Source organism: Cuniculiplasma divulgatum (assembly GCF_900083515.1).
Taxonomy (GTDB): Archaea; Thermoplasmatota; Thermoplasmata; order Thermoplasmatales; family Thermoplasmataceae; genus Cuniculiplasma; species Cuniculiplasma divulgatum.
In genome coordinates this window covers 1,644,680-1,668,168 of sequence record NZ_LT671858.1, presented here as the reverse complement: position 1 = coordinate 1,668,168, position 23,489 = coordinate 1,644,680, and the positions used below count along the sequence as shown (strand labels likewise).

Annotated in this window: 26 protein-coding genes; 13 read left to right on the top strand and 13 right to left on the bottom strand. The window is 38.3% G+C overall.

Annotated elements, in window-relative coordinates:
* Genes CSP5_RS08240 through CSP5_RS08215 form a run of 6 tightly spaced genes read left to right on the top strand, consistent with a single transcriptional unit; the run spans window position 1 to window position 6,163 of the window.
* Entirely contained in the window at window positions 1-1,893 is a 1,893-nt protein-coding gene (locus CSP5_RS08240; RefSeq protein ID WP_148690104.1) for an NADH-quinone oxidoreductase subunit 5 family protein, read from the top strand.
* On the top strand, window positions 1,894-3,381 hold the full coding sequence (locus tag CSP5_RS08235; RefSeq protein ID WP_077076625.1) for a complex I subunit 4 family protein: 1,488 nt from the start codon (window positions 1,894-1,896) through the stop codon (window positions 3,379-3,381).
* A gap of 1 nt (window position 3,382) precedes the next feature.
* Window positions 3,383-4,822 (top strand): NADH-quinone oxidoreductase subunit NuoN, encoded by a 1,440-nt coding sequence (gene nuoN / locus CSP5_RS08230; protein WP_077076624.1) that lies wholly within the window; start codon window positions 3,383-3,385, stop codon window positions 4,820-4,822.
* Window positions 4,822-5,172, top strand: a complete 351-nt coding sequence (locus CSP5_RS08225; protein ID WP_021790408.1) for a hypothetical protein — start codon at window positions 4,822-4,824, stop codon at window positions 5,170-5,172. The genes nuoN and CSP5_RS08225 overlap by 1 nt, the downstream gene beginning before the upstream one ends.
* Window positions 5,169-5,441 (top strand): hypothetical protein, encoded by a 273-nt coding sequence (locus CSP5_RS08220; RefSeq protein ID WP_083705367.1) that lies wholly within the window; start codon window positions 5,169-5,171, stop codon window positions 5,439-5,441. The genes CSP5_RS08225 and CSP5_RS08220 overlap by 4 nt, the downstream gene beginning before the upstream one ends.
* Window positions 5,420-6,163 (top strand): enoyl-CoA hydratase/isomerase family protein, encoded by a 744-nt coding sequence (locus tag CSP5_RS08215; protein WP_338417461.1) that lies wholly within the window; start codon window positions 5,420-5,422, stop codon window positions 6,161-6,163. The genes CSP5_RS08220 and CSP5_RS08215 overlap by 22 nt, the downstream gene beginning before the upstream one ends.
* Here the strand turns inward: CSP5_RS08215 and tatC are convergent.
* The 8 genes from tatC to dnaG form a co-directional block, all read right to left on the bottom strand.
* On the bottom strand, window positions 6,146-6,982 hold the full coding sequence (gene tatC / locus CSP5_RS08210; protein ID WP_077076622.1) for a Sec-independent protein translocase TatC: 837 nt from the start codon (window positions 6,980-6,982) through the stop codon (window positions 6,146-6,148). The genes CSP5_RS08215 and tatC overlap by 18 nt on opposite strands.
* Window positions 6,982-7,281 carry a Sec-independent protein translocase subunit TatA/TatB gene (locus tag CSP5_RS08205; RefSeq protein WP_077076621.1) on the bottom strand — a complete coding sequence of 100 codons (300 nt, stop codon included), beginning with the start codon at window positions 7,279-7,281 and terminating at the stop codon, window positions 6,982-6,984. The genes tatC and CSP5_RS08205 overlap by 1 nt, the downstream gene beginning before the upstream one ends.
* Window positions 7,282-7,355: 74 nt before the next feature.
* The gene (locus CSP5_RS08200) at window positions 7,356-7,721 is read right to left on the bottom strand and encodes a heavy metal-binding domain-containing protein (protein WP_077076620.1); all 366 of its coding nucleotides are present in this window, start codon (window positions 7,719-7,721) and stop codon (window positions 7,356-7,358) included.
* Window positions 7,722-7,766: 45 nt separating this feature from the next.
* The gene (gene pdo, locus CSP5_RS08195; RefSeq protein WP_172399450.1) at window positions 7,767-8,450 is read right to left on the bottom strand and encodes a protein disulfide oxidoreductase; all 684 of its coding nucleotides are present in this window, start codon (window positions 8,448-8,450) and stop codon (window positions 7,767-7,769) included.
* 135 nt (window positions 8,451-8,585) lie between these two features.
* On the bottom strand, window positions 8,586-8,909 hold the full coding sequence (locus CSP5_RS08190) for a TA0956 family protein (protein WP_172399449.1): 324 nt from the start codon (window positions 8,907-8,909) through the stop codon (window positions 8,586-8,588).
* An 11-nt stretch (window positions 8,910-8,920) separates the two neighbouring features.
* Complete coding sequence (locus CSP5_RS08185) at window positions 8,921-9,529, bottom strand: peroxiredoxin (RefSeq protein ID WP_021790416.1); 609 nt, start codon at window positions 9,527-9,529, stop codon at window positions 8,921-8,923.
* 97 nt (window positions 9,530-9,626) lie between these two features.
* Entirely contained in the window at window positions 9,627-11,105 is a 1,479-nt protein-coding gene (locus CSP5_RS08180) for an ATP-binding protein (RefSeq protein WP_241869814.1), read from the bottom strand.
* 3 nt (window positions 11,106-11,108) lie between these two features.
* Complete coding sequence (dnaG, locus tag CSP5_RS08175; RefSeq protein WP_021790418.1) at window positions 11,109-12,488, bottom strand: DNA primase DnaG; 1,380 nt, start codon at window positions 12,486-12,488, stop codon at window positions 11,109-11,111.
* Between the two features lie 265 nt (window positions 12,489-12,753).
* Between dnaG and CSP5_RS08170 the strand changes: the two genes are divergently transcribed.
* The gene (locus tag CSP5_RS08170) at window positions 12,754-13,791 is read left to right on the top strand and encodes a TIM barrel protein (RefSeq protein ID WP_021790419.1); all 1,038 of its coding nucleotides are present in this window, start codon (window positions 12,754-12,756) and stop codon (window positions 13,789-13,791) included.
* Window positions 13,788-14,078 carry a DUF5611 family protein gene (locus CSP5_RS08165; RefSeq protein WP_021790420.1) on the top strand — a complete coding sequence of 97 codons (291 nt, stop codon included), beginning with the start codon at window positions 13,788-13,790 and terminating at the stop codon, window positions 14,076-14,078. The genes CSP5_RS08170 and CSP5_RS08165 overlap by 4 nt, the downstream gene beginning before the upstream one ends.
* Before the next feature lie 20 nt (window positions 14,079-14,098).
* On the opposite strand, the gene CSP5_RS08160 is transcribed toward CSP5_RS08165, so the two are convergent.
* On the bottom strand, window positions 14,099-14,371 hold the full coding sequence (locus CSP5_RS08160) for an HU family DNA-binding protein (protein ID WP_021790421.1): 273 nt from the start codon (window positions 14,369-14,371) through the stop codon (window positions 14,099-14,101).
* Window positions 14,372-14,776: 405 nt separating this feature from the next.
* On the opposite strand from CSP5_RS08160, the gene CSP5_RS08155 reads away from it, so the two are divergent.
* The gene (locus tag CSP5_RS08155) at window positions 14,777-15,430 is read left to right on the top strand and encodes an endonuclease III domain-containing protein (protein ID WP_021790422.1); all 654 of its coding nucleotides are present in this window, start codon (window positions 14,777-14,779) and stop codon (window positions 15,428-15,430) included.
* Here the strand turns inward: CSP5_RS08155 and eif2g are convergent.
* Together eif2g and CSP5_RS08145 are read right to left on the bottom strand one after the other, a co-directional pair.
* Window positions 15,403-16,629 carry a translation initiation factor IF-2 subunit gamma gene (gene eif2g / locus CSP5_RS08150; RefSeq protein ID WP_021790423.1) on the bottom strand — a complete coding sequence of 409 codons (1,227 nt, stop codon included), beginning with the start codon at window positions 16,627-16,629 and terminating at the stop codon, window positions 15,403-15,405. The genes CSP5_RS08155 and eif2g overlap by 28 nt on opposite strands.
* Complete coding sequence (locus tag CSP5_RS08145) at window positions 16,626-17,015, bottom strand: S6e family ribosomal protein (RefSeq protein WP_021790424.1); 390 nt, start codon at window positions 17,013-17,015, stop codon at window positions 16,626-16,628. Before CSP5_RS08145 ends, eif2g begins: the two co-directional genes overlap by 4 nt.
* A 304-nt stretch (window positions 17,016-17,319) precedes the next feature.
* Here CSP5_RS08145 and CSP5_RS08140 point away from each other — a divergent pair, with 304 nt between their 5' ends.
* The 3 genes from CSP5_RS08140 to CSP5_RS08130 all read left to right on the top strand — a co-directional run bounded on the left by CSP5_RS08140 (window position 17,320) and on the right by CSP5_RS08130 (window position 20,928).
* Complete coding sequence (locus CSP5_RS08140) at window positions 17,320-18,687, top strand: MFS transporter (RefSeq protein ID WP_021790425.1); 1,368 nt, start codon at window positions 17,320-17,322, stop codon at window positions 18,685-18,687.
* Window positions 18,688-18,778: 91 nt separating this feature from the next.
* A complete protein-coding gene (locus CSP5_RS08135) occupies window positions 18,779-19,822 on the top strand; it encodes a 2-isopropylmalate synthase (RefSeq protein ID WP_021790426.1) in 1,044 nt (347 codons plus the stop codon).
* A complete protein-coding gene (locus CSP5_RS08130) occupies window positions 19,810-20,928 on the top strand; it encodes a CaiB/BaiF CoA transferase family protein (protein ID WP_077076614.1) in 1,119 nt (372 codons plus the stop codon). Before CSP5_RS08135 ends, CSP5_RS08130 begins: the two co-directional genes overlap by 13 nt.
* Window positions 20,929-21,002: 74 nt before the next feature.
* Here the strand turns inward: CSP5_RS08130 and CSP5_RS08125 are convergent, their stop codons facing one another.
* Window positions 21,003-21,473: a LeuD/DmdB family oxidoreductase small subunit gene (locus CSP5_RS08125; protein ID WP_021790428.1), complete on the bottom strand. Its 471-nt coding sequence runs from the start codon at window positions 21,471-21,473 to the stop codon at window positions 21,003-21,005.
* A gap of 1 nt (window position 21,474) precedes the next feature.
* On the bottom strand, window positions 21,475-22,713 hold the full coding sequence (locus CSP5_RS08120; protein ID WP_021790429.1) for an aconitase/3-isopropylmalate dehydratase large subunit family protein: 1,239 nt from the start codon (window positions 22,711-22,713) through the stop codon (window positions 21,475-21,477).
* Window positions 22,714-22,767: 54 nt separating this feature from the next.
* Here CSP5_RS08120 and CSP5_RS08115 point away from each other — a divergent pair, with 54 nt between their 5' ends.
* Window positions 22,768-23,439 (top strand): helix-turn-helix domain-containing protein, encoded by a 672-nt coding sequence (locus tag CSP5_RS08115; RefSeq protein ID WP_021790430.1) that lies wholly within the window; start codon window positions 22,768-22,770, stop codon window positions 23,437-23,439.
* Window positions 23,440-23,489: the final 50 nt, after the last annotated feature.

Below are 23,489 nucleotides of genomic sequence, written 5' to 3'. Positions count from 1 at the left end.
ATGTTAAACTATGCATGGTTCATATTCCTTACACCAATAATATTTGCACCCATAAGCGTCATTGCTGGAAAAAGAAGCAAAGTAACAGCTGGTATACTAGCGTCACTGTCAATATTTATATCGCTCATACTTTCAATAATTGTATGGCTAAATATAAGAGGAACATCCACACCAATTTACCAGAGTTATAACTGGTTTGATAACATAAACGCTGGAATATATGTAGATCACCTTGCAGTTGTAATGGTATTAATGGTATCATTTGTCTCCCTAATGATTCATCTTTTTGCCATGTATTATATGAAGGATGACCCGAGGAAGAATACATACTTCGGGGAGACAGCCCTTTTCACAGGAGGAATGCTTGGTCTTATACTTGCATCCAATCTTCTTGAATTCTTTCTGTTCTGGGAACTGGTGGGACTATGTTCATACCTCCTTGTAGGATTCTGGTTTTTCAAGCCAAATGCAGCTTCTGCAGCAAAGAAGGCGTTTATAGTTACACGAGTAGGTGATCTGCTATTTATAATAGGGCTCGCTGTTCTGTATTCCCTCCTAACAGTAAGAGGAGTTTCATCACCACTTAGCATACCATATCTGATAAACAATGCCCACACAATAGCCACAGAAATAGGGGCACAAAACCTGACCATTATAGGATTACTCTTCCTGGGAGGAGCAGCCGGTAAGTCAGCACAGTTTCCATTACATGTATGGATTCCAGATGCAATGGAAGGTCCTACCACAGTTTCAGCGCTGATTCATGCTGCGACAATGGTAACAGCCGGTGTATATCTTATAGCTAGGGTACTTCCACTTTATGCCAATGCAACACCTCTGGCAGCAGAGTCAGTACTTTACATAGGTGCGTTTACCGCATTGTTTGCAGGAACAATAGGGATAGTAGTAAACGACCTGAAAAGGATTCTTGCATATTCTACAATCTCCCAGATAGGATATATGATGGCAGCGCTTGGAATGGTTTCCACCTTTGGTGAGAGTGTGATAGGCTATTCTATCTATCATCTAGTTGTTCACGCTGTTTTCAAGGCATTACTATTCATGTCAGCCGGAGTCATTTTACTGACTCTCATGGAACTAAGAGATGTAAAGAAAATGGGTGGTCTCTGGAAGAGGATGCCGGTAACAATTTCCCTGATGTTCATTGGTTCCATAACACTGGCAGCCATACCGCCCACTGCAGCATTCTTCTCAAAAGATACCATTATAGATGTTGCTTATAACTATTTCATAATGAATGGTAGCAACGTTTATTCTATACTACCTTGGATTTTCCTGGTTATAGGTGCCTTAATGACAGCTCTTTACACATTCAGAATGTTCTTCCTGGTGGCGCTTGGTAAACCAAGATCTAAGCTTGCAGAAGAGGCAAAAGATCCACCAAAGGTTGTATTGATACCACTTATGATACTTGCATTTCTATCTCTAACACTCGGGCTTATACAGTACCGTTTCTATGACTTTATAGTACCAGACACCACAAGGGTTGTTGTCCCATTGTTCATTGAATATACACCATTAACAATGGTTGTAATAGGTGTTCTCATAACCATAGGACTCTATGCAACAACCAGATGGCAGAGAATGAACTATGACAGGAACCCTGTCTACAGGCTTCTAAAGGCAAAGTACTTTCTGGATGCCTTATTTACTAGAGTCATAGCAGAGAGGGTAATCCTTCCACTTTCTTCTGGTGTATCTAGGCTTGAGAAAGGATTCTCAATTTCCATCGAAGGAACTGGAAAGGTAGCCATGGGATTTGGAGGAGTACTTAGGAGAATAGAGAATGGTGTGGTGGAATACTATTTCGTATTTCTTATAGCAGGTGTGGCAATACTGATGCTTCTCCTTGAGCTACTTGGAGGGATTTAGATGTTTATTTTATATATATTTTTATTAACCATAATATTCGCAATCGTATCCATTCTCCTTAAAAAAAAGGTTTGGGAAGTTGCAGTAACAGAGAGTTTCGTAATTCTTGTATTAACTGTAATTTATGCTCTTGTAAGATTTCAATCATATACGGGAGGGCTAATTTCCATAAGTTCATACCCAATTGACAGATCAATAGGAATTACGTTCAGCACTGGTGTGGATGGTCTTTCCATAGCACTTCTATTTCTGACAACTGTCATAATGTTTGCTGCTATATATACAGCGAAGAATGAAAAATTTGACAGAAGATTCTATGGCTTGATGATGTTCACTGAAGTTGGGCTTTATGGATTGCTTATTTCAAGAAATTTCCTGTTCTTCTATGTATTCTGGGAGGCAATCATCATTCCTGTATTCCTTTTAATCGCCATATACGGGGATTCAAGAAAGGAAAAGGCATCACTAAAATTCTTTGTATATACACAAATAGGATCTGTTTTCCTTCTGCTTTCCATACTGACACTATTCTCTTACTATGGTTCTTCACATGGAAACGTTTTTACGTTAAACATGTCGACGCTGTTAAATCCATCATTTATAATCAATGATATAACTAATAAGGTACCATTCTGGACATATTTTGCCCTATTTGGATTTTTCTTTGCCTTCCTGGTAAAAATGCCATCTTTCCCGCTTCACTCATGGTTACCGGATGCATATACATCTGCACCATACCCCGTAACCATTGTACTTGCTGGGGCCATTTCCCTTATGGGAGGTTATGGTTTCTTTGCTGTACTGATGCCAATAGCATCAGTCATTGGAGCAGGAATAGCATGGACAATAATCGGACTGGGCATTTTCAGTCTGATATATTTTGCTCTAACTGCTATGTTTCAGACAAACACCAAGAAGATGATGGCGTATGCCAGTGCGGCTTCAATGGGTTTTATTAGCATATCCCTTGGAGATGGTATACTCACCAGTGGTCAGGTCTCATACACAGCATATGCAGGGGGCATTTATCAAATACTTGCACATGGCCTCATAATGGGTCTCGTCTTTTCATCACTGTATCTAATTAAACAGAGGGCTGGAACAGAATCCAATCTTTCAGTCAGCGGTTTGTGGAGGGACATGCCATATATTTCAGCATTTTTCCTTGCAGGAATAATGGCCTCACTGGGTCTTCCGGGACTTGCAGGGTTCATAGCCGAAGCATCTATCGTATTATCATCATATTATGTGATCGGTGCCATTATTTTCCTAATTATTTTTGGGATGATCATCACTGCATCCTATCACATCTGGGTAGTACAAAAGACTCTTAATGGCCCATTCAATGAAAACATGGGAAAACTTAAGGATGCAAAGGGAACAGAAATATTACTTCTTTCATTTCTCTTCATACTCATACTGCTCCTCGGGATATATCCAAATCTGTTCTTTGGTCCAATACTAAGCTTCGTAAAGGGGGTATTCTAAGATGACGTTTATATTAGATTCTTCAATTCTAAAATCTCTGTACCCTGAGATATTCCTTGGCCTGGTGGCTTTTGGAATGTTGTTGATGGGAAGAAGGGTAAAAAACTGGATGGTCTACACCACAGTTTCAATTATAGCACTGCTCATATCAATGATTATGCTAATTCTGCTCGATTCAGGTAATTCTTCATTCTTTGGAGGAGCCTTTGTTATCAACAATTTCGGACTGTTCTTTGCACTTATCCTAATAACATCATCCCTTTATGTCTCATTTACAGCAGGTTCGGAACTGAAGCATGATCCTGAAATTTTCTTTTCTGTCTTTCTTTTTGTAAACATAGCCATGATAATAGCAGCCTTTAGTCTGAACCTCATATTCATATTCATAGCATTTGAGGGAATCAGCATTGGAACTTACATTCTGTCGGCTCATGGAAAATCAAAAAGAAACCTGGAAGCTTCTGCTAAATATTTCTTTACAGGAGTTATAGCAACAGGCTTTATAGTACTCGGTTCATCATTCTATTTCCTATCAACAGGCACATTCAATCTTGTTTCTTCGTTTTCAATCTCTGATGTTACCAGACCTTCAATGCTTCTTGCCTTAATACTCCTTTTTGTTGGATTTGGATTCAAACTTGCTCTAGTACCACTTCAGCAATGGGCAGTAGATGCGTACGATGGGACAAATAATCCTGTTTCAGCTTTCCTTTCATCAGGAACAAAAGTACTTGCCTTTCTTATTATACTGAGAGTATTTCTGGTTGGATTCTCCACATTAAGTACTGATGTTTTCTATCTATTTACCATAGTTTCCATAATAACCATGACATATGGAAACTTCGCGGCACTCTCTGAAAATAATCTGAAAAGGATGCTTGCATATTCAAGCATAGCTCAGGCCGGATATCTGATCCTGGTACTTACGGTGGTTTCCAGTACTGCCTCTCAGTTTGCGATCACAGTAGCAATTTTTGCAGCAATGTACTATTCTCTTGTATATATTTTCATGAAGGGAGGAGCCTTTATTGCATCTGGTGCCGTGAAGAAGGAAAAAATCATGATAAATGATCTCTCAGGCATTGGTCTAAAGTCACCTCTATTCGCCATTTCTCTAGGAATAATGATGCTTGCCCTTGCAGGAATACCACCAACTGCAGGATTCTTCGCTAAATACTATCTATTCCTTTCACTCATAAGCGGAAATCTGTGGTATCTTGCAGTAATAGGTATATTGAACAGTGCAATATCTGTATTCTATTACCTCAGAGTAATTGTGGTCATGTTCAGACCTGCAACAGAGGACAGAGAATTTAATCTCTCAGGCTCCATACTTCTACCTGTTGTTATAGGAGCAGTAATGTCCATAGGGCTTTCATTCCTGATTTATGGATATCCATATTTGAGCAGTATAGTTTCAGGATTAGGAGTTGGTGTGTAATGAATCCTTTGTATGATCTGGAAGTAATAGATTCTGCGGTCCTTTCGGGCGAGATAGATGATGCAATGAAACTTATCCAAAAGAAAATTAAGAGTCTTCAAAACGCAGAAAATATATCAAAAAACGAAAGAATCAGGAGTCATTTAAGGGTAATGCAGTCGATTAGTGATTTCTTAACAGGGAAGATAGATATTGATACAGTGAAAAGCGTCATGAACTCAAACTTTGTCTATGATGTTGATGATAAGGAGGGCTTTCTAAAGAATTTCATATATCATCTGTATTATGCTGCTGATAGATATAATGTGAGGTTCCCGGAATTCAATGGCAAAAGATGTGGTGATCTATGATGATAGGAGAACTTGAACACAAGTTCAGTAATCTTGAAAAACCTGAAGAGGTTGCAGAGCGAATCCATGAGATGAAAAAAGAAGGTTATCAGTTTTTGTACAGTGATAAGGCCAAAAGACTGATCATAGGAGAAGAATGGCCATATATTGAAGGAAAGGAAGACTCACCATACGAAAGCATCATGAAAAAAGTTTCAGAAATCCTCGGCATCAGTGACAGGAAGACATACGAGGAGGTTGATGAAAGATACAACCTGACAATGTACTGAGCAATAAGGTAATTCATGAGGAAAATGATGTTCTTCATTCTTTAATTATAAATAATATACCTGAGAATTCAATGGATATGGAAGTTCTGCAGCAATTATTCATAAATTTATCCGCAATAACTTCAGATGGTAATTTTAAACCTGTGGTCATCAGATCTAGGGGAGATAATTTTTCAATGGGTTACGACTGTTCATGTCATCTTGTAAAAGACAATGATTTCCTGTTGTCAGTTGTATCTCTGGGAACTGGAATAATGCAACTCATAAGAAACTATGAGGCACCTGTTGTTTCATACTGTAAGGGGTTCACCCTTGGGGCAGGACTTGAACTAACCCTGATAAGTGACTATTCTGTTGGCGAAAAAAACAGTAAATATGGTTTACCGGATATTCTTTTTAACTTCCCATCAATCATAATACCTCCTGAAGGAATGAGGCATTTCATTTCAGGCAACACTGTGAAGGAACTTGCCACGGGGAGGATCTTAACATTTAATGAGTCACTGGAACATGGTATAATATTTCGCGATGGAAATCTTCAAGACGCCGAAAACATGGCTACTTCATTAAATAACACTTTCTTCAGGAGAATAAAGGGTTCAAGGTTCATGAAAAATGAGATCATAAAGGCTTATGCCCATCACATAGAAACAATTAACACAAAAACAATCAGATTAAAAGAACTTGAGTCTTTCCGGCAAAAATTAAGAGAGACCGCCTAGATCTTTCTGAATTTCATTATTTTTCCTTCTCTCCGTTCTCTGGGATGCATAAATTCCAACAAAATAAAGGGCGATTATGGGTATGGCGAGTAGAATCATGGTAAATCCTGTCACTCCTGGAGAAAATATTACACCGAAGATAAGTGCCGCCACTATGGCATATCTCCAGTTCTTCCTCCAGTAGCTTGCTGGTACGATTGATAAATAGGTCAACCCAACCATTATCACAGGTGTTTCAAAGGATAATCCAAAGGAAAGAACGTAGATGAAGAAAAATGAGACAAAGGAAGTTATGCTCATTGTAGGCTGGGCTCCAACGCCAAGATCAAAGTCATACAGTATTCTAAACATAAGCGGGGCTACAAAATAGAATCCCACAAGTGCTCCAATCAGGAATAGTATAAGTGCTGGGTAAATTGTTGTCTTAATCAGATGCTTTTCTGAGGCTTTAAGCGCAGGTCCAATAAACTTCCCCGTCTGGTATGAAATATTTGGCGAAGTTACAATAATGGATAAGAACAGGCAGGAGTAAAAATCAGCCACAACACCATCTGTGGGCTTAATGGCAATCAGCTGGAAATGTTCTGTTATTACATGGTCAATTATGAGTTTAAGGAATTGTGCTCCCATATTTTCATAGGGATCAGGATAAATGAAGGGAAAATGAAAGGAAATAGACCCAAGACCAATATAAAATGACCTTAGATCAAACAGCAAAAAAATGCTAAAAAAGACCAGAATCGGAACTACAATTCTTATAACCCTGAAACGCAGTTCATCAATATTATTTGTAATGACCTTCAGCGGGCCATTTTCCATTAATTATCACTTTTAAGCTTTTCTGAAAGCTCAACCTTTATCTGTTTCGGATCCTTTCCGCTTGTTTCAATTCCCATTGACTGTGCAAGTGCAATTAATTTCTCGTTTTCAGGGGTGTTAACTTTCTCAGGCTCCAGCAATGATTTCTTAATTTCCTGCTGTATCTCAGTCTGTCCTCTCTTGAATTCACCTGTTGCCCTTCCAAGGTTTCTGGCAAAATCTGGGATTTTCTTGGCGCTTCCAAACAAGGCTAGTATAACAACACCTACTATCAGCCATTCCCATAGTGAATCTATCATAATAATACTAAATGTAAATTGATTATTTAAGTCTTTGATCTATTTGCAATTATATTCCGTTATTAACTGTAAAATCAGGAAAGTGATACAAGATCTCCCTGCTTGCCAGTTTGTTCTACTATAACAGCAGTACCATAGGCCACTATTTCCGTCATCATCTGAGCAAAATCAGATGAATCAAATCTCACATCCAGTATGGCATTAGCTCCAAGTGACTTTGCTCCATCCTTAAGTCTCTGAAGTGCAATATTCCTTGCATCGTTTAGTAATGTTATGTATTCCTTTATCTCCCCTCCCTTCAGAGATCTCAGACCCGCCATAACATTCCCACCGATTCCTCTGCTTCTTACGGTCAATCCCCAAACCGTTCCAAAAACCTTTGTAACCCGATATCCAGTAATGTAGTTTGTCGATACTGCAATAATTTCGTTGCTCTCCATAATTCAACAACTTTATTATACTAATATATCTTTCGCAAATCACATTTATTGTTCTTTGGTAGCTCCCATTACAAATTCTGCAAACTGTTCTTCAGTGTGCGTTCCTATTACTATAATTCTGTCATTTACCTTAATGTATGGAACCTTTTCTATATCTTTTATCTCATCTTCATCCCCAAATTCCAGGATTTCTGTAATTTCGGAACTTATGTTTTGATTCAGTATGGCAAATTTGTTTGCTATGGTACTTGCCCTGGGACAATACTGGCACGTAGGTGTGATATAAACAGTTATTTTAACAGGCATATTGATCCCTGAAATTATTTCTTTAGTCTTATCTGCAATCTCAGGTTCATCCATGGAAGCACTCTCTATGCTCTCCACGAGGGAACCGAATTCATACCCGGATGGCAGGCCATAGAAAACAACCCTACTATCCCTAATTCTTTCTGATGTTACAATAATGGCAGGGTACTTTTTTACATTATACTTTTCAACCATTTCCCTATCATTTTCAAAGGAGTATTTCACTGTCTTGATCTTATCGCTCAGGCTGGAAACCTCTTCAATAATTTCAACTGCTTTATCACAGTACATACATTTCTTGTCACTTGATGTGAATACTATCAGAGTTACAGTTTTGCTCAGCTTCTTCCTGAACTGGTTTGCCAAAAATCTTTTATCTTCTTCCCTTATGAGTGCTGAGTGTTCAGTATTCTCGTTTATCATGAAAACCTCATACATTGCTGGATATATAAAATTGATCACACAGCACTTTATAATAGCATCTATTTGTGGCAATATAAAATTTAAGAATTAAGCGTGATTTAAAATAATGAAAAATTTGTTTTAATTTTGATTACATCATTCAATATCATATTCAACTGTGTAACCCTTTTGCTGAATCTTAGTTCCGATTTCCCTGATATCCTTAATATAGTTCTCTTTCAATCCATTGAATGCAAATGAAAGATGCTTCTTCTTCGAGTTAATTATGACGAAGCCAAGTGTGTGATCTTCTGGCATAATTTCATCAGTTCTTGCAAAGTCGGAAATGAAATCGGACAAATATTCTGAAAGGTATTCGGAATCTAACATTTCATATAGGGACTCCAGTGATGGCCTCAAATTTGAAATCTCCACACATATGGTGGATGGATGTGATCCATCCAGTGTGAGATTGTACATTGCGCAATCGGTCATTTGACTCTTTTAAGATACCATCTCTCAGCGCCATCTTTTTCTCTTGCGTAACTTTCTTCAAGTGTTCCCGGTGCTCCCATGACTCCTGGATCACCTTCCTGCCAGTTGGCGGGTGTTGCTAGTTTTCTATCCCAGTTGAATTTAAGGGCCTTGAGAACCCTAATGAGTTCTGATATGCTTCTTCCAACTTCAGCAGGATAGTAAGCCATCCACCTTACCTTCTGATTTGGATCAATTATGAATATACCCCTCACAGTCATTCCATCAGCCGGGTTTATGATATTGAATATATTTGCTACTTCCTTGTTCACGTCAGCAATTATGGGAAAGGGTATCTCTACTCCATACTTTTCCTTAATATCTCTTATCCAGGCTATATGGCTGAATACGCTATCAATACTGAGACCAATTAGTTCTACTCCAAGTTTCTTGAAATCATCATATCTTTCTGTAAAAGCCATGAATTCAGTTGTACATACCGGAGTAAAATCTCCTGGATGTGAAAACAGTAAAACCCACTTTCCCTTATAGGAAGACATGGTTATGGGACCTTTCGATGTGTTTACGGTAAAATCAGGGACTTTCTCCCCTAGTGCTATAGGCATTTAATCACCATGTAGATATTATATTAACTTTATTAACTATCGTCATGACATGCATAATTTGCACATAGCAAAAGACTCTAATACATTAAAAAATATATTATTGGTATGAAGGGTCCACATAGTAGTTATGAAACCCACCATAATAACCAGACATTTTCTGTGAGGCTGTTGACTCGCTGGAAATAGCATTACCCATATTACCATATATCTTGTTTATCTTCTCCTCGACTGGCATGTATATCTTTAATGCCTCCATCACATCATCCTTTGTTATGTATTTATGTTCCTTGCTCACAGCAATATCGCCTGATGCCCTGATCAGACCACCGAGTTCCCTTAACCTTAGAGTCAATGCATTTTCCCTGTGATCTATTATACTGGCCCTTCTTTTTCCCTCCTCAACGATGATCATGGCTGCATCTATTTCCATATGTGGAATCTTTCCGTCACTGATTATTTCCTGAGCAATAAACTGTAGATATCTTTCAACATTCTTTTCGTTATATGGCATGGATACCTCCATCAGCACCTCGTATCCATTTCCTGCAATTCTCGATCTCAAAGGACTGAGAATCTGTGGGAGGTCCTGAATGTTACATGCACCCACAAGAATGAAATCAGTTGGTACTGAATCCACCCTGACACTTGCACCAGCACTTTGAGGATTCCTACCTGTTATGGGAAATTTCTTTTCCTGCATTGCAGTCAGTATAGACCTTTGCAGTTCTCCAAGGTGTGTTATCTCATCTATAAAGAGAACACCTTCATGTGCCTCATGGATAGATCCGGCTATGACTCTCTCATAGGGCATGGTTCCAAGCTGTGGGTGACCCCCGTATGGGTCATGCCTCACATCTCCAAGTAGTTCTGTTTCACTGGCACCTGTTGCAAGAATGAATGTATTTCTGTTCAGTGGTACTATGACCTTGCTTGGGCTTTTCTTCTCCATTTTCTTTTTTCTTTCCAGGGCCTTCTCATCCAGAATCTTTACCTTGTCATTGAATCGTTCGTAGATTATCACTTCCTCCTTTTCTCCTACTCTTCTGGTGGAAGATACTCTTTCCATATTGTTCTGTACTCCAAGGGCAGCACCCAGAACATTAAACATATCTCCGAATGGTCCCTGTGCATTATTCTTATTTTTTGGCTCCCCACATCTTGGACAGGTTGTATCGGTGTAAAGGGAAATGTATCCACATGATGGGCATCTGTACCCGAGTTTCTCAGACACATCTGCAGGTATATCTTCGGGGCTTACAATAATACCATCAGCTGCATTGATCTCATCACTCTCCTGTTCAACCTGTGCCCGGCTCTTTACCTCTACGTATGGCCTTTCGGGGTACATTAGATTATGTATAACCCTAACTTCGTGTTCTGGAACCTCTATAAGAAAAGACATCGCCTGTGCGATCATTGACTTTCCAATTCCTGGTGGTCCTACAAGCAGAAGATTTCTCCTCTGTTTTGCTGCAACTCTTGCTATCTTAACAGCATCATCCTGTCCTATAACCCTGTCAAGTGGGTTAGATGGTATTTTAACATCTTCTGTTGTATTCACTTTTCTCTTTGGCAAAATCTACGCCTCTTCTATTGGTACTACTCTCATATTTTCTGGTTTCTTGGTGATATTCCCTTTTTTTACGCCATAGATTATCTTAACACCTTTTTTGTGACAGATATCCACAAGCCGCTGGGAAATAACACCTCCAGTCATAACATACTCTACCTTTTCCATTTCTGAAATTTTATCTGGTGCCTCTGCCAGATTGAAGCTTTCCATGGGCTCTCCCTTTTCATCAACGACCTGAGTTTCCTTTTTCTCCAGAAGCTCTGTTATTCTTCTTCTTACACTGTTTGGATCCATTATGGAAAACTTATTGGTCTTTTTGACCTCATCGGGTTCAGGCTGTCGCTCTTTCTTTTCCTCTATTACATGGATTTCTCTCTGATGATGCTCCTGTTTTTCATGTTTTGGCTCATTTTCCTGCTCTTTATGATCTGGCTTCTTCTGTTCATGTCTTTCATGATCATGCAGTTTCTGGTCGTTTTTAACATGTTCTGGCTCGTGTTTTTCCTTGTTCGCGTCCTTGTCATTCTTCTCATTAAAGCTCTTGAGCTCGTCATTCATCCCTCTCATTGAAAGATACTGCTCTGTGGGAGTCTTATATCTCAGTGCCTTGACAATCTGCTTGTAGCTCAGTTCCTCAACTTCAGTTCCTGGTGGTGCTCTGGCAACGAAATCAACTTCTGCAACCTGAAGCATTTCTTTCAGTATGAGGTCTCCTCCTCTATCGCCATCAAGAAATACCGTTACAGTTCTCTCAGTTGAAAGCTTCTGAACAGCTCTTGGAATGTTTGTTCCCTGTACTGCTATTGTATTTTTTATACCGTACTTTAGCAGGTTAAGGACATCGTTTCTTCCCTCCACCACTATGATTGAATCAGAATCTCTTATAGCTGGACCTGCAGGTAATTTTTCCTCTCCGTAGGATATAATCTCTCCCCTCTCAACTTCTTCTCTTACGGTTGAAATTATACTTTCACTAACAGTCTTTCCAGACTCACTCATTTTTTTGTATAACTGTTCTGCCCTTTCTACAATTTTCTTTCTGCGTTCCTGTCTTACATCTTCAACGCTTTCAATTTCTACCTTCGCCTTACAGGGTCCAATTCTGTCTATTGTTTCAAGAGAAGCAGCCAGGATAGAACTTTCTACCTGATCTAAACCAGATGGTATTAGAGCAAAGCCCTCTGTTCTTCCCTTTTTACTGTCAATCTCAACCTCTATCCTTCCAATCTTTCCTCCTTTCTGGAGATCTCTAAGATCAAGTTCTTCACCAAGAAGACCCTCTGTCTGGCCAAATATGGCCCCAACAACATCGGGTTTTTCAACCACCCCATCGGCAGAAATTTTTGCTTTTATCAGATATTTTGTGATATTTGGATCTACATTCATTAAGTACACCTTTGTTATTTATGGGTAGAATATGGCTAATATTTAATTTATCCCAATCTACATCCATTAAGAATTGATTGCATGTTAATATTTAATTTATTCTCATATAAAGAGAAGAATCGATTTAATTTTATAGTTATTGAAAAGTATAACTTCAATTATTATGCGACTGCAAAAATGGGTATTTTCAATTTTCAGTAATGAACTGTTGTGTCTGTGGAAAATAAAAACTAATAAATTGGTGTGTTCAATATACTAAGAGTTTATGATAAGATATGGTATAGCTGGGATACCACTTACCAGCAAGGGAAGAACATTTGTCGACTCCGTTGAGGAAATTTATAAGTTGGGGCTAAAGGCGCTGGAAGTGCAGCTACTCAGGGTAAATGTTCAGGAAAATCAGGGTATTGAATACGCGGGAATGTTACCAAAAGATAACGAAAATTCCATAATAATTGACGTTCTAAGACCAAACGAAGAGGGTATATATTCAAGTATAGGAACTGACACAGTAATTCAGGAAGACGATATTGTGGAAGAACTGTTCTGGAACATGGCAAAAAACTATGATGAACTCAAGATGGGGGGAGATCTTGCCAGAGAGCTTGATGTCTTGCTTTCACTCCACAGTCCATATTATATGGATATGTTAACGACAAAGACCTTATCAAACGATGAGGATATTTCAGAGAGATCAATAAATCACCTTAAGTGGTCTCTTATTATAGGAAAAGCCATGGGTGCCAAGAGAGTTGTTACTCATACTGGTTTCTACAACGAGACAAAAAAAGGGAGTCTCAAAAGGGCAATTGAGATATATTCATCAATCGATAAAGAAATGGGCACTGACCATGGCTTTCCATACATTGGAGTTGAAACATCTGGAAAACCAGAAATATTTGGTTCAGCTGAAGAGTTGTTTTCCATAGCAAAGAAGGTCCCATCTGTTGAGCCAATCCTGAATATGCCTCATTATCATGCAAGAACAAATGGGAGCCTGATACAGGCAAAGGATTTTACAGAAGTAATAAATAAGTTCAAAGCTCATTCCAAGGGTGACCTGTATATTGAGTTTGCAGGTGTTGATTACAGCGGTTCAACAGAAACAAAGCTAACGGCCATCAAACACGGTGATCTGAAGTTTGAAACAATGTCTGAGGTGCTGATGGATTATCAGGATGATCTCACACTAATTTCATGTTCGCCATTGCTGGAACACGATGCTCAGTATATGGAAGTTATATATGCAAGGAATTTTGCAAGGCATCTGCAGAGAAAAAAGGAGAGAGGTAAGGAAAAATGAGGGAATACCCGGTTAAAAAAGGATACAAAACTGACGTAAGCACAGTACTGGAGAAAGTTGGAAAATTTGCAAAGGACGCAAAGGCAAATGGGGAAATAATCACATTCACTTTACCAGGTCTTAAGAAAGTGGATGTTGAATGCGGCAAGAAGAATCTTTTCATCTCAACCGAAACAGATGAAACCTATAAAGAGCCAATGAATTCTATAAAAATATTCAACAATCTACTACTGGAACTAACGGGCTTTGATTCTAAAGAAAGGAAAAAAAGATTTTCTAAACTTTAAAAATAAAAAAAAATTTGAACTCAGTTCTTGTATTTTATTTTGCTTGATGGTCTGAAAACAAACTTTTCTTTCTGTGGGACTTTTATCTCCTTTCTTGTTTGCGGGTTCTTAGCAGTCCTGGGCTTCTGTGTCTTTCTTTCGAAAATTCCAAAGCCTGCCAGGTTTATTTTCTGCTTCCTGTTTGCCTCAGCTACAACTTCGTCCAGAAAGACCTTAATGACCTCTCTGGCAACTTTCTGTGTCTGTCCGGTTTTTTTAGAAACCTCCTTCGACAATTCGCTTATGCCTACCATTTTTACCAATACTTAATACACATACTAGTATTAAAATATTTTTATTCCTTTTTTAGTAAACATAGTAAAAATGCCATATACGGGATATACTATTATTTTTATTAAAATAATAATTTGTCTTACTCCATCGGACAAACTTAAATTTTAATGATTTTTACTGATTATTTTCCATATTTATGAATAAAGTATTCAGGAACCCGGATGTCACGAATATTGGATCAACGGGGATAAAAAAAGTTGAGTAATATGTTAGATTGGGTGTAAATTAAAACCTGACAATATCCTTCAAAATGGAGATCAAAAACCTATGGAAGGAATAACAATGCGAAATCTTTTTCTTATATTTTATTGATTTTTGGACACAATTAAAATGGTAATTCTTACCTATTAAGAAATCATCATGATATGTTGAATTATTCTGAATTACATAAAATATTAAAGGAAAAATATGGAAACCTTGGATGGTGGCCATCGGAAACAAGAGATCAGATAATAATCGGTGCGATATTAACGCAGAATACATCATGGAAAAATGTTGAGGCAGCTCTGAAAAATCTAAAAGAAAAGAAAATTGACACTATACCAGAAATTACCAATGTGGATCAGGAGGATCTGAAAGAAATGATAAGACCTGCAGGTTTCTTTAACCAGAAATCTGTCTATCTTAAGGAAATATGCACTAGAATTCAGGAATTGGGTGGCATTGAGAAGATTGATCAAATGAAAGATAGTGATATCGAGGATTTTCTCTTAAACACTAAGGGGATTGGTATTGAAACGATGCAGGACATAATGATTTACGCATTCAACAGAAAAGTGTTCGTTGTAGATAAATACACTGAAAGGTTTTTCTCCAGATTAGGACTCATTGAACCAGGAATGAATAATGCCTATTCCATGGGTGTTGAAATCCAGCGGAATATGGATCTTGAGGATCTCAAAAATTTTCACGGGGAAATAGTTGAAATAAGCAAAGAAATATGTAAATCAAAACCACTCTGTGAAATCTGTTTTCTCAGGCAGAACTGTAATTATGAAAAGGATTTGACTGAACCGTAACCTATAAGTCTCCACCTGTTTGCGATCCTTCTTCCAATGGATATTCTTTCGTCTTGCTGAACTGCTACTGGATATCTAAGCATTATCTCTATTTCATTTTCTTTTGCATTGGAAATCATTCCTATGGTATTTGAAGTACCAAAGGTAAGCATCACGCTTTCCCTTGTTTTGATTGGTTCAACCTTCATTTCCTCATCAAATCCAACAACCCTGTTCAAAAGATGAGACTCAGCCACTATGAACGTAGCAACTGCTGGAACCTTTCCAGCTTTTCCAAGAATCCTCCCCGTAAGGGAATCATTCTTAGTCAAAAATGGATCAAGGTATGTCCCAACTGCGGAGAGACCACCAGGTATAATTTCATTATAAGAGCTTGAACCAGCCATGAGAGATGAAACTTCTGAAAATATATTTTCCCATACATTTTTGTTTCCTTTGGTTTGTTGAATCCCAGGTGCTATCTCTATCTCATCACCAATCTTCAGTGTCCCCTGAACAAGTGACCCTCCAAGAACACCTCCCTTTAATTCTGAAGGCATAAGTCCAGGCTTGTTTATATCGAATGACCTGGCCACATACATAATTGGATCAAGATCTTTTCTCTTCTTTGGTGTTGGGATATATTCCTCAATTGCCTCAAAAACCTTGTCTATATTCTTGTTATGATAAGCACTCACCGGTATTATGGGCGCATTTTCAGCAACACTGCCTTTGACGAAATTCTTGATTTCTCTGAAGTTCTCCAGTGCTCTTTCTCTAGTAACAAGGTCAATCTTGTTTTGAATAATTATTATATTCTTTATTCCCATTATTTCCAGTGCAGTTAGATGTTCTCTTGTTTGAGGCTGGGGACATTTTTCATTGGCTGCAACAACTAAAAGTGCACCATCCATAATAGACGAACCGGAAAGCATTGTCGCCATCAGAGTTTCATGGCCAGGAGCATCTACAAAAGAAATAACACGCTCAAGTTTACAATTTTCATTAACTGGTTTATTGGAATAAACTTTTTCTCCATTTTCACATATATACACTGGAGTATCAGCGTATCCCAGCTTTATGGATATCCCTCTCTTTATCTCTTCTGAATGTATATCTGTTTTCTTACCAGTTAATGCCTTTGTAAGTGTACTCTTACCATGATCTACGTGACCTACCATTCCTATATTTACCACAGGCTGTGGCAACTGATTGCTCATTCTTTGGTTTCCTCAGGCTTCTCAAGTGGATCTGGTCCATATTGGGTAACAATAAAGTTTAACTGAGAAATATCTGGTCCCACAATAGCTCCCCTGAAGGTAACTCTCTCCCTTAATCCACTTTTTCCCCTATTCCCTTTACTATAGGTCACAAGTATTCTCTTCTTTCCCTGAATGAAAAGATCAGGCTTCATAGGGAAGCCGTCTATTGAAGAGCCACCAGTTATCTTTAATTTATAACCTGGCATTTCAAAAAATATCCCATCTATTTCCTCTCCTACTCTCCTTCCATTAAGCAGACTAAGGTTCTCAGGTTTAATCTCTTTCTTGTATGTTTTTCCAGTCTTTTTGTCAGCAATGATTGCCAACGAATTTCCTCCAGCCATTTAATTAATCCTCCTTTCTAAGATTATGGGAAATACTAAAATGGCTTATAAATTTATCAATTCAAAAATATTCTATCATATTAGAGGCAAATTTTAGTTACCATGTATTACAGAACAATTTAATTCCGTTGCGCCTAAATTTTTAGTTCATGTATCATAGATTTATTTTGGTGAGTCTATTTATGAATATAGTGGTAAAAAATAAAATTTTATCTATATTTATAAGTATTCAATAATATACGACACACGCAACCCCTAACCTGTTATAATCTCACTATATATAGAGTTGAAGTTTTATTTCACCATGGTAGAAAATGACTCGAATCCGGATAATAATATTGCCGGAAGATTGGAAAGGCTGCCATATAGCAGATTTCATGTGAAATTTGCTCTTATGCTGACGAGCGGAGAGTGGGCAGAGAGTTTAATGCTGCTGGGTAACGGAGCAATCCTTGGTTTGGTTGCAACATACTTTGCAATATCAAGCACCTCTGTATTAGCAACCTATGCTTTGCCTGCTTTCTTCTTCGTGGGAGAGTTCTTGGGGTCTATATTTTTTGGTAGACTGGCGGATACCAGGGGAAGAAGAGCAGTGTTTCTTTATAACCAACTGATTTTTGGGCTTGGTATGATAATAGCCGGTTTCATGGATTCGTGGCAACTCGTTGCAGTCTTTGTACTAATTGGCGGAATTGGAGTGGGTGGAGAATTCCCACTGGTAGACAGTTATGGAACAGAAATCTTTGTCAGGAAAAGGAGAGGTGCATGGTTGGCTCTCATCTATACTATAGCAGTTACAGCTGCTCCTCTTATAATATATATCACAGCTTTGACTGCAGGACTTGGATACTACTCGTTCAGAATTCCACTATGGTTCATGGGAGCTTCTGGAATAGTGGTCTGGTTAATAAGGTTCAGATTGAAAGAGTCTCCAAGATGGCTTTCTACTCACGGAAAAATGGACGAAGCAAAGAAAGAGATGGATAAAATCGAGGCTGAGGTTTTAAAAGAAACAAAATTGACAGCTCTTCCTCCAGTTACAGATACAATAGAGGCTCCAGTGCACGTATCTAAGTATAAAGAAATATTTGCTCCAGATGTTAGGAATCAGACAATAATGATGGCCATCTTTATGTTTTTCCAATCCGGTATATTCTATGGTTTTACAACCTTTGCACCAGGACTGGTTTCTGTGAAATATCCTACAAGTGATCCTCTAGGTGCTGCAGCAGTAATTTTCTCTGGATTTTTGGTAGGAAGCGTTTTCAATATATTCATAATTGATAAGATAGAAAGAAAGTGGGGTATCATACTTTTCGCAGTTCTGGGAGGTATTTTTGGCACATTCTTTGCGGTAATACATGGAATAGATGAGGCAGTGATATTCGGTTTCCTTACTGCATTCATGTTATGGAACTTCTCGAACTTTATGCACCAGTATAATGCAGAAATATTTCCTACGAGAGTCAGAACAACCGCCGCAGGATTTGTTTATTCCATAAGCAGGATTTCAACAACAATACTTGTGCTGTTCATAGCATTCTTTATAGGGGGTCACAACGCCCCCGGAATCTTCACCTTTGTATGGATATTGGTCATAATTTGTTCACTGGTTCTCATATTACTTGGACCTAAGAGCACGAACAAGTTTGTTGAAGCAATAGCAAAATAAACTCTCCTAAAATTTATAAACACTTTTCATTTTTTATTTCATTCTAATGTGTTAGGGTATTGATTTAAGTAAATATTTCGAATATTTGACTATGATTTCTGATGATTCTCTAAGGGAAGGTATGCAGGCTCCCGGGATAAGTTTTAGTGTAGATGAAAAGCTTAACCTTGCGAAAAAAATATCTGAATGCGGATTGAAGAGAATACTGGTTTCCTATCCATCGGCGCACGAATCAGAGGCTTTAGTTGCATCTGAAATTACAAAGAAGGGATATTTTCAAGAGGTTTATGGACTTGGGAGAGCAATAAAAGAAGATATTGATCTCATAGACTCAACTGGAGCCAATATATCTCTTCACTTCCCTTTCAAGTATGATTCTCTAGATGAAATATACAGCAATGTAAAATATGCCCTATCACTGGGAAAGAAGGTTGAAGTTGGTATCGTAGATATAACACAGTATAAAACAGATCAACTGGTAAAAATTGTAAAGATTCTATCAGGCCTGGGCGTTGATACAATACAACTCCCTGATACCATGGGAAAGGCAACTCCTGGATTAATCAGAAATGTAGTGGGCGAATCCAGAAAGGTTTCAGAATCAAAGATTGAAATTCACTGCCACAATGATCGAGGCTTATCTGTGTCTAACGCAATAGCTGGAATAGAAGCAGGGGCAGACATAATTGATACCACATTTCTAGGCCTTGGTGAGAGAAACGGAATCACTGATACAGGCACGCTGGCAAGATACCTGAAGGAAATCGGTGAGGCAAACGATTTGCAAACTGAAAAGATTGATCGATTGTCAATTGAGTTTCTGGACATTGTCATAAAGAAAACCGGTGAATATTTTTTCAAAAACAATCTTCCAAATATTGGGAAAAATACCAATACACATACAGCAGGAACTCATGCAGCTTTTTCCGATGTATTTGAGGGAAATGACTTTTCCGTGAATGTTTACACAGGAAAATCCATGTTGAAGAAGATTCTTGAGGGAAGAGGAATCGATCTGACAAAGGAGGATCTGTCCCTATTGATGAGGAGGGTAAAGGATATTTCAGCCACTCAGGGAAGAGTAATTGGAGCTGATGAAATAATTAAGGAGGCAAGGGATCTATGTACAGAGTAGTTGAACTGGGACATATAGTGGCAGGTCCAACCGCTGGCTTAATTCTTTCCGAAATGGGTTTTGAAGTAATTAAGGTAGAAAGACCTGGTGTTGGAGACATTGCAAGAAATCTTACTGGAGAGAGTGCTGGTTCATTTCCTTATTACAACAGAAACAAAAGGAGTGTTGTCATAAACACAAAAGTTCCAGATGGTAGAGAGGCACTTAAGAGATTGATAGACAGCTCTGACATAGTAATAGACAACTTCAGCAGTGATTTTCTTAAGGGTCTAGGACTTGATTATCAAAATCTGAAGAAAACAAACCCGGGGTTGATTTATGTATCAATAAGAGGATATGGCAAGGGAAAAAAGGAGGGAAGGAGGTCCCTTGACTACCCAATAGAGATAGATTCCGGGATAGCCTATATGAATGGTTTAAAGGACAGGCCAATGAGGGTTGGTGCTTCACTGGTAGATATGTTTTCAGCTTCAATGGCAGTAATAGGAATTTATGATGCAATTCTTGAGAGGGAAAAAACTGGAAAGGGTAGGAGCATAGACTCTTCATTATTTTCAAATGCAATGTTTATGATAGGTCAGCACATATCAACATATCAGATAAATCAGAAGGAATTATTACCAATAAACGAGGCAGGTTTCGCATGGGGGATATATGATTTTTTCCCAACCTCAGATAACATGAAGATATTCATTGCAGTTACGACTGATGAGCAATGGAAGAAATTTTGCAATGTATTCGGAATAGGAGAAGATATTTCTAACAGATATGCTACCAACAGGGACAGATATGAAAACAGGAAAACACTGATTCCATATCTTTCTGAAACAATTTCAAAATACGCCTCAAAGGAGCTTTCTGACTTACTGGATAAGCATCAAATAGTTTATTCATTCCTAAGAAAACCTTGGAATCTTCTAGATGATGAGGATGCTTTAAAGGGGATGAATAGTGTTACATTCAGGGATAGGGAAATTTTTCTACCAGCAGTGCCAGTTTCGTCAAACAGGAAAGAACGTGTGCCTGAACTTGGTGAGGATACAGTTGACATACTTTCCAGTCTCGGATTTAGCACTGTGGAAATCACTAAAATTTCAGGAAAGTAACATAGAGATCATTTCAATATTTGGTTTCTCCTTATTCACATAATGCAATCTAAAACCATTGACCTCTCATATACTCATTCTATAATTTTTCTCGCGTAATTAACCATCCCGCCCGAATCAAGTATTTCCTTCAGAATTCCTTTAGGTGAATCGAATGGCAAAATACCAAGATCACCTTTTATTTTGCAATGTTCGAAATCAATATTCACTTTTTCTTCGTTTGAAAATGGAATATTACCTTTATATATTCCCGGGTACAGTCCAACATTGATTGCGTTCCTGAAAAACAATCTTGAAAAACTTCTGGCAAACACGGCCTGAATCCCAATAGTCTTTAGAAGAACCGGCGCCTGTTCTCTTGAGGAACCAGTACCAAAGTTTTCCCCAGCAACTATTATATCTCCCTTTGTAACTTTGTTAGAAAAACCATCTATTATTGATTCAAGACAGTGCTCAACCTGCTTCTCTATGGACAGATGCAGGTATCCTCCAGGGGCAATATTGTCAGTATCAATATTATCTCCTAATAAAAAAACAGATACCAACTTATTCACCTGGCACATGTATATATCCCTTTACTGCGCTCTCAGCTGAAACGTATGAGTTTGCAAGATATACCTTGCTTGTTGGGTGACCCATTCTCCCCCTGAAATTTCTGTTTATGTTTGTTATGCACACCTCATTTTCAGCAAGCACTCCCATATGCAGACCAGCGCACGCCCCGCATGTTGATGGCCCAACTGTTGCTCCCGAATCAATAAATATATCTATCAACCCCTCACTTATTGCCTGCTTGAATATTTTCCTTGTTGCCGGGATAATTATCATCTTCACATCTTTTTTAACACGCCTACCCTTCAGGACAGAAGCAGCCTCCCTCAGGTCACTTATTGTGCCATTAGAGCAATTTCCGATGTATACCTGATTTACCTCGGTTCCCTCCAGTTCTCTCGCATCCGTTACATTTCCGGGTGAGTATGGCATCGAAATCTGAGGTTCCAGCTCAGAAATATCATACTGTTTTTCTGTATATTCTGAACCAGCATCGCTCTCTGGAAATTCATTACTTTCTAAAATACTTGAATTCTTTACAATGCACGTTTTAGCTCCTGCTTCAACGGTCATATTTGCAATTGATAGATCATCATCCATGTTAAAAGAAGTATCTTTCTGAAGATGAAATTCCATGGAAGCATAATTAGCTCCATTCACTCCTATATCTTTTAGAACCATTAAAATCAGGTCTTTTCCAGTAATGTACTTCCCCTTTCTCCCATATACATTGAGCAGTATAGTTTCGGGCACCTTGAACCACTGTTTTCCCATTGCCAGTAGAGATCCAATGTCAGTAGAACCAAGACCTACTCCCATGGCACCAGCTGCACCAGCAGTAACTGTATGTGAATCTGTACCCACAACAAGCATACCTGGTTTTATTATTCCATTTTCAATTAGCAACGTGTGTTCTATGCCTTCTCCAAATGGAATAGTTTCCCATCCTTCACTTTCTGAAGTTTCATTCATATTTTTTATGTTATTGGAGCTTTCAATATCCTTTGGAGGAAATATATGATCATTTACAACAATTACCCTTCCCTTATACCTTGTCTTTCCTCCTGATATCTCCCTGAGAGCTTTAATCGAGGAAGGGCCAAGAACATCATGCATGTAAACCAGATCCGGAACTGCCCATACATATTCTCCAGAGTGGGCATCCATTCCTGACTTTTCAGAAAAAATCTTCTCTGCTGCGGTTTTTTGAGTCCTCACGACCAAAAAATGCATTCATACTATTAATATGCAGTGGGCACCTTCAAAAGATTTAAGTTTATCCACTTCATGCATAGCGCATTGTATTATTTAGAAATGGGAGTCGGAGGTAAATGCAGCATAGCAAATGCCAGTGGTTATAGTCCAGACTCGATTCTGATCCAGAATGCAAGAATTATAAAGGGAAACCTGAACCACGTTATTTTGACAGTCGCCAAAAGAGAAAGTGATCAGGTATTAGAAGTGTTAAAGGGTGATTTCAGGAGTTATGAAACATCAACATTAAAGGGAAACATGTTTGTTGATTCATATAAGATAGGGCATGGAATGTTAAAGGCAGTGATGAATCAGGATGTTTTTATGCTCTTCCCTATAATTGCAAGAAATGGAATAGAGAATTTCCGTCTGGTATCAAGATTCAGGGCAGATCTTGAGAATATAGTTGATAAAGTTGGAAGAGAAAATGTTGTGGAAAGGCAGATTATCGACAGGGTATCCATATCAGATATAATCTCTGGAAATATTCTGCACAGTGCCTCCCCGTCATTGTATGGTTTGACAGACAGGGAAATTGAAACCCTGAAGGTTGCCATTAATTCGGGCTATTATGAATGGCCCAGAAAAAATGGGCTGGAAGAGATTTCTTTAGACAATGGAGCATCAAAGGTTACCACACTATATCACATAAGAAATGCTGAGAAAAAGATTATGGAAACTTTATTCAGGAAAAATGCAAGGTAGTTGCCAAAAAGTAAATTAGGTAACAAAAGTAAAACAAAACGATAATGCTT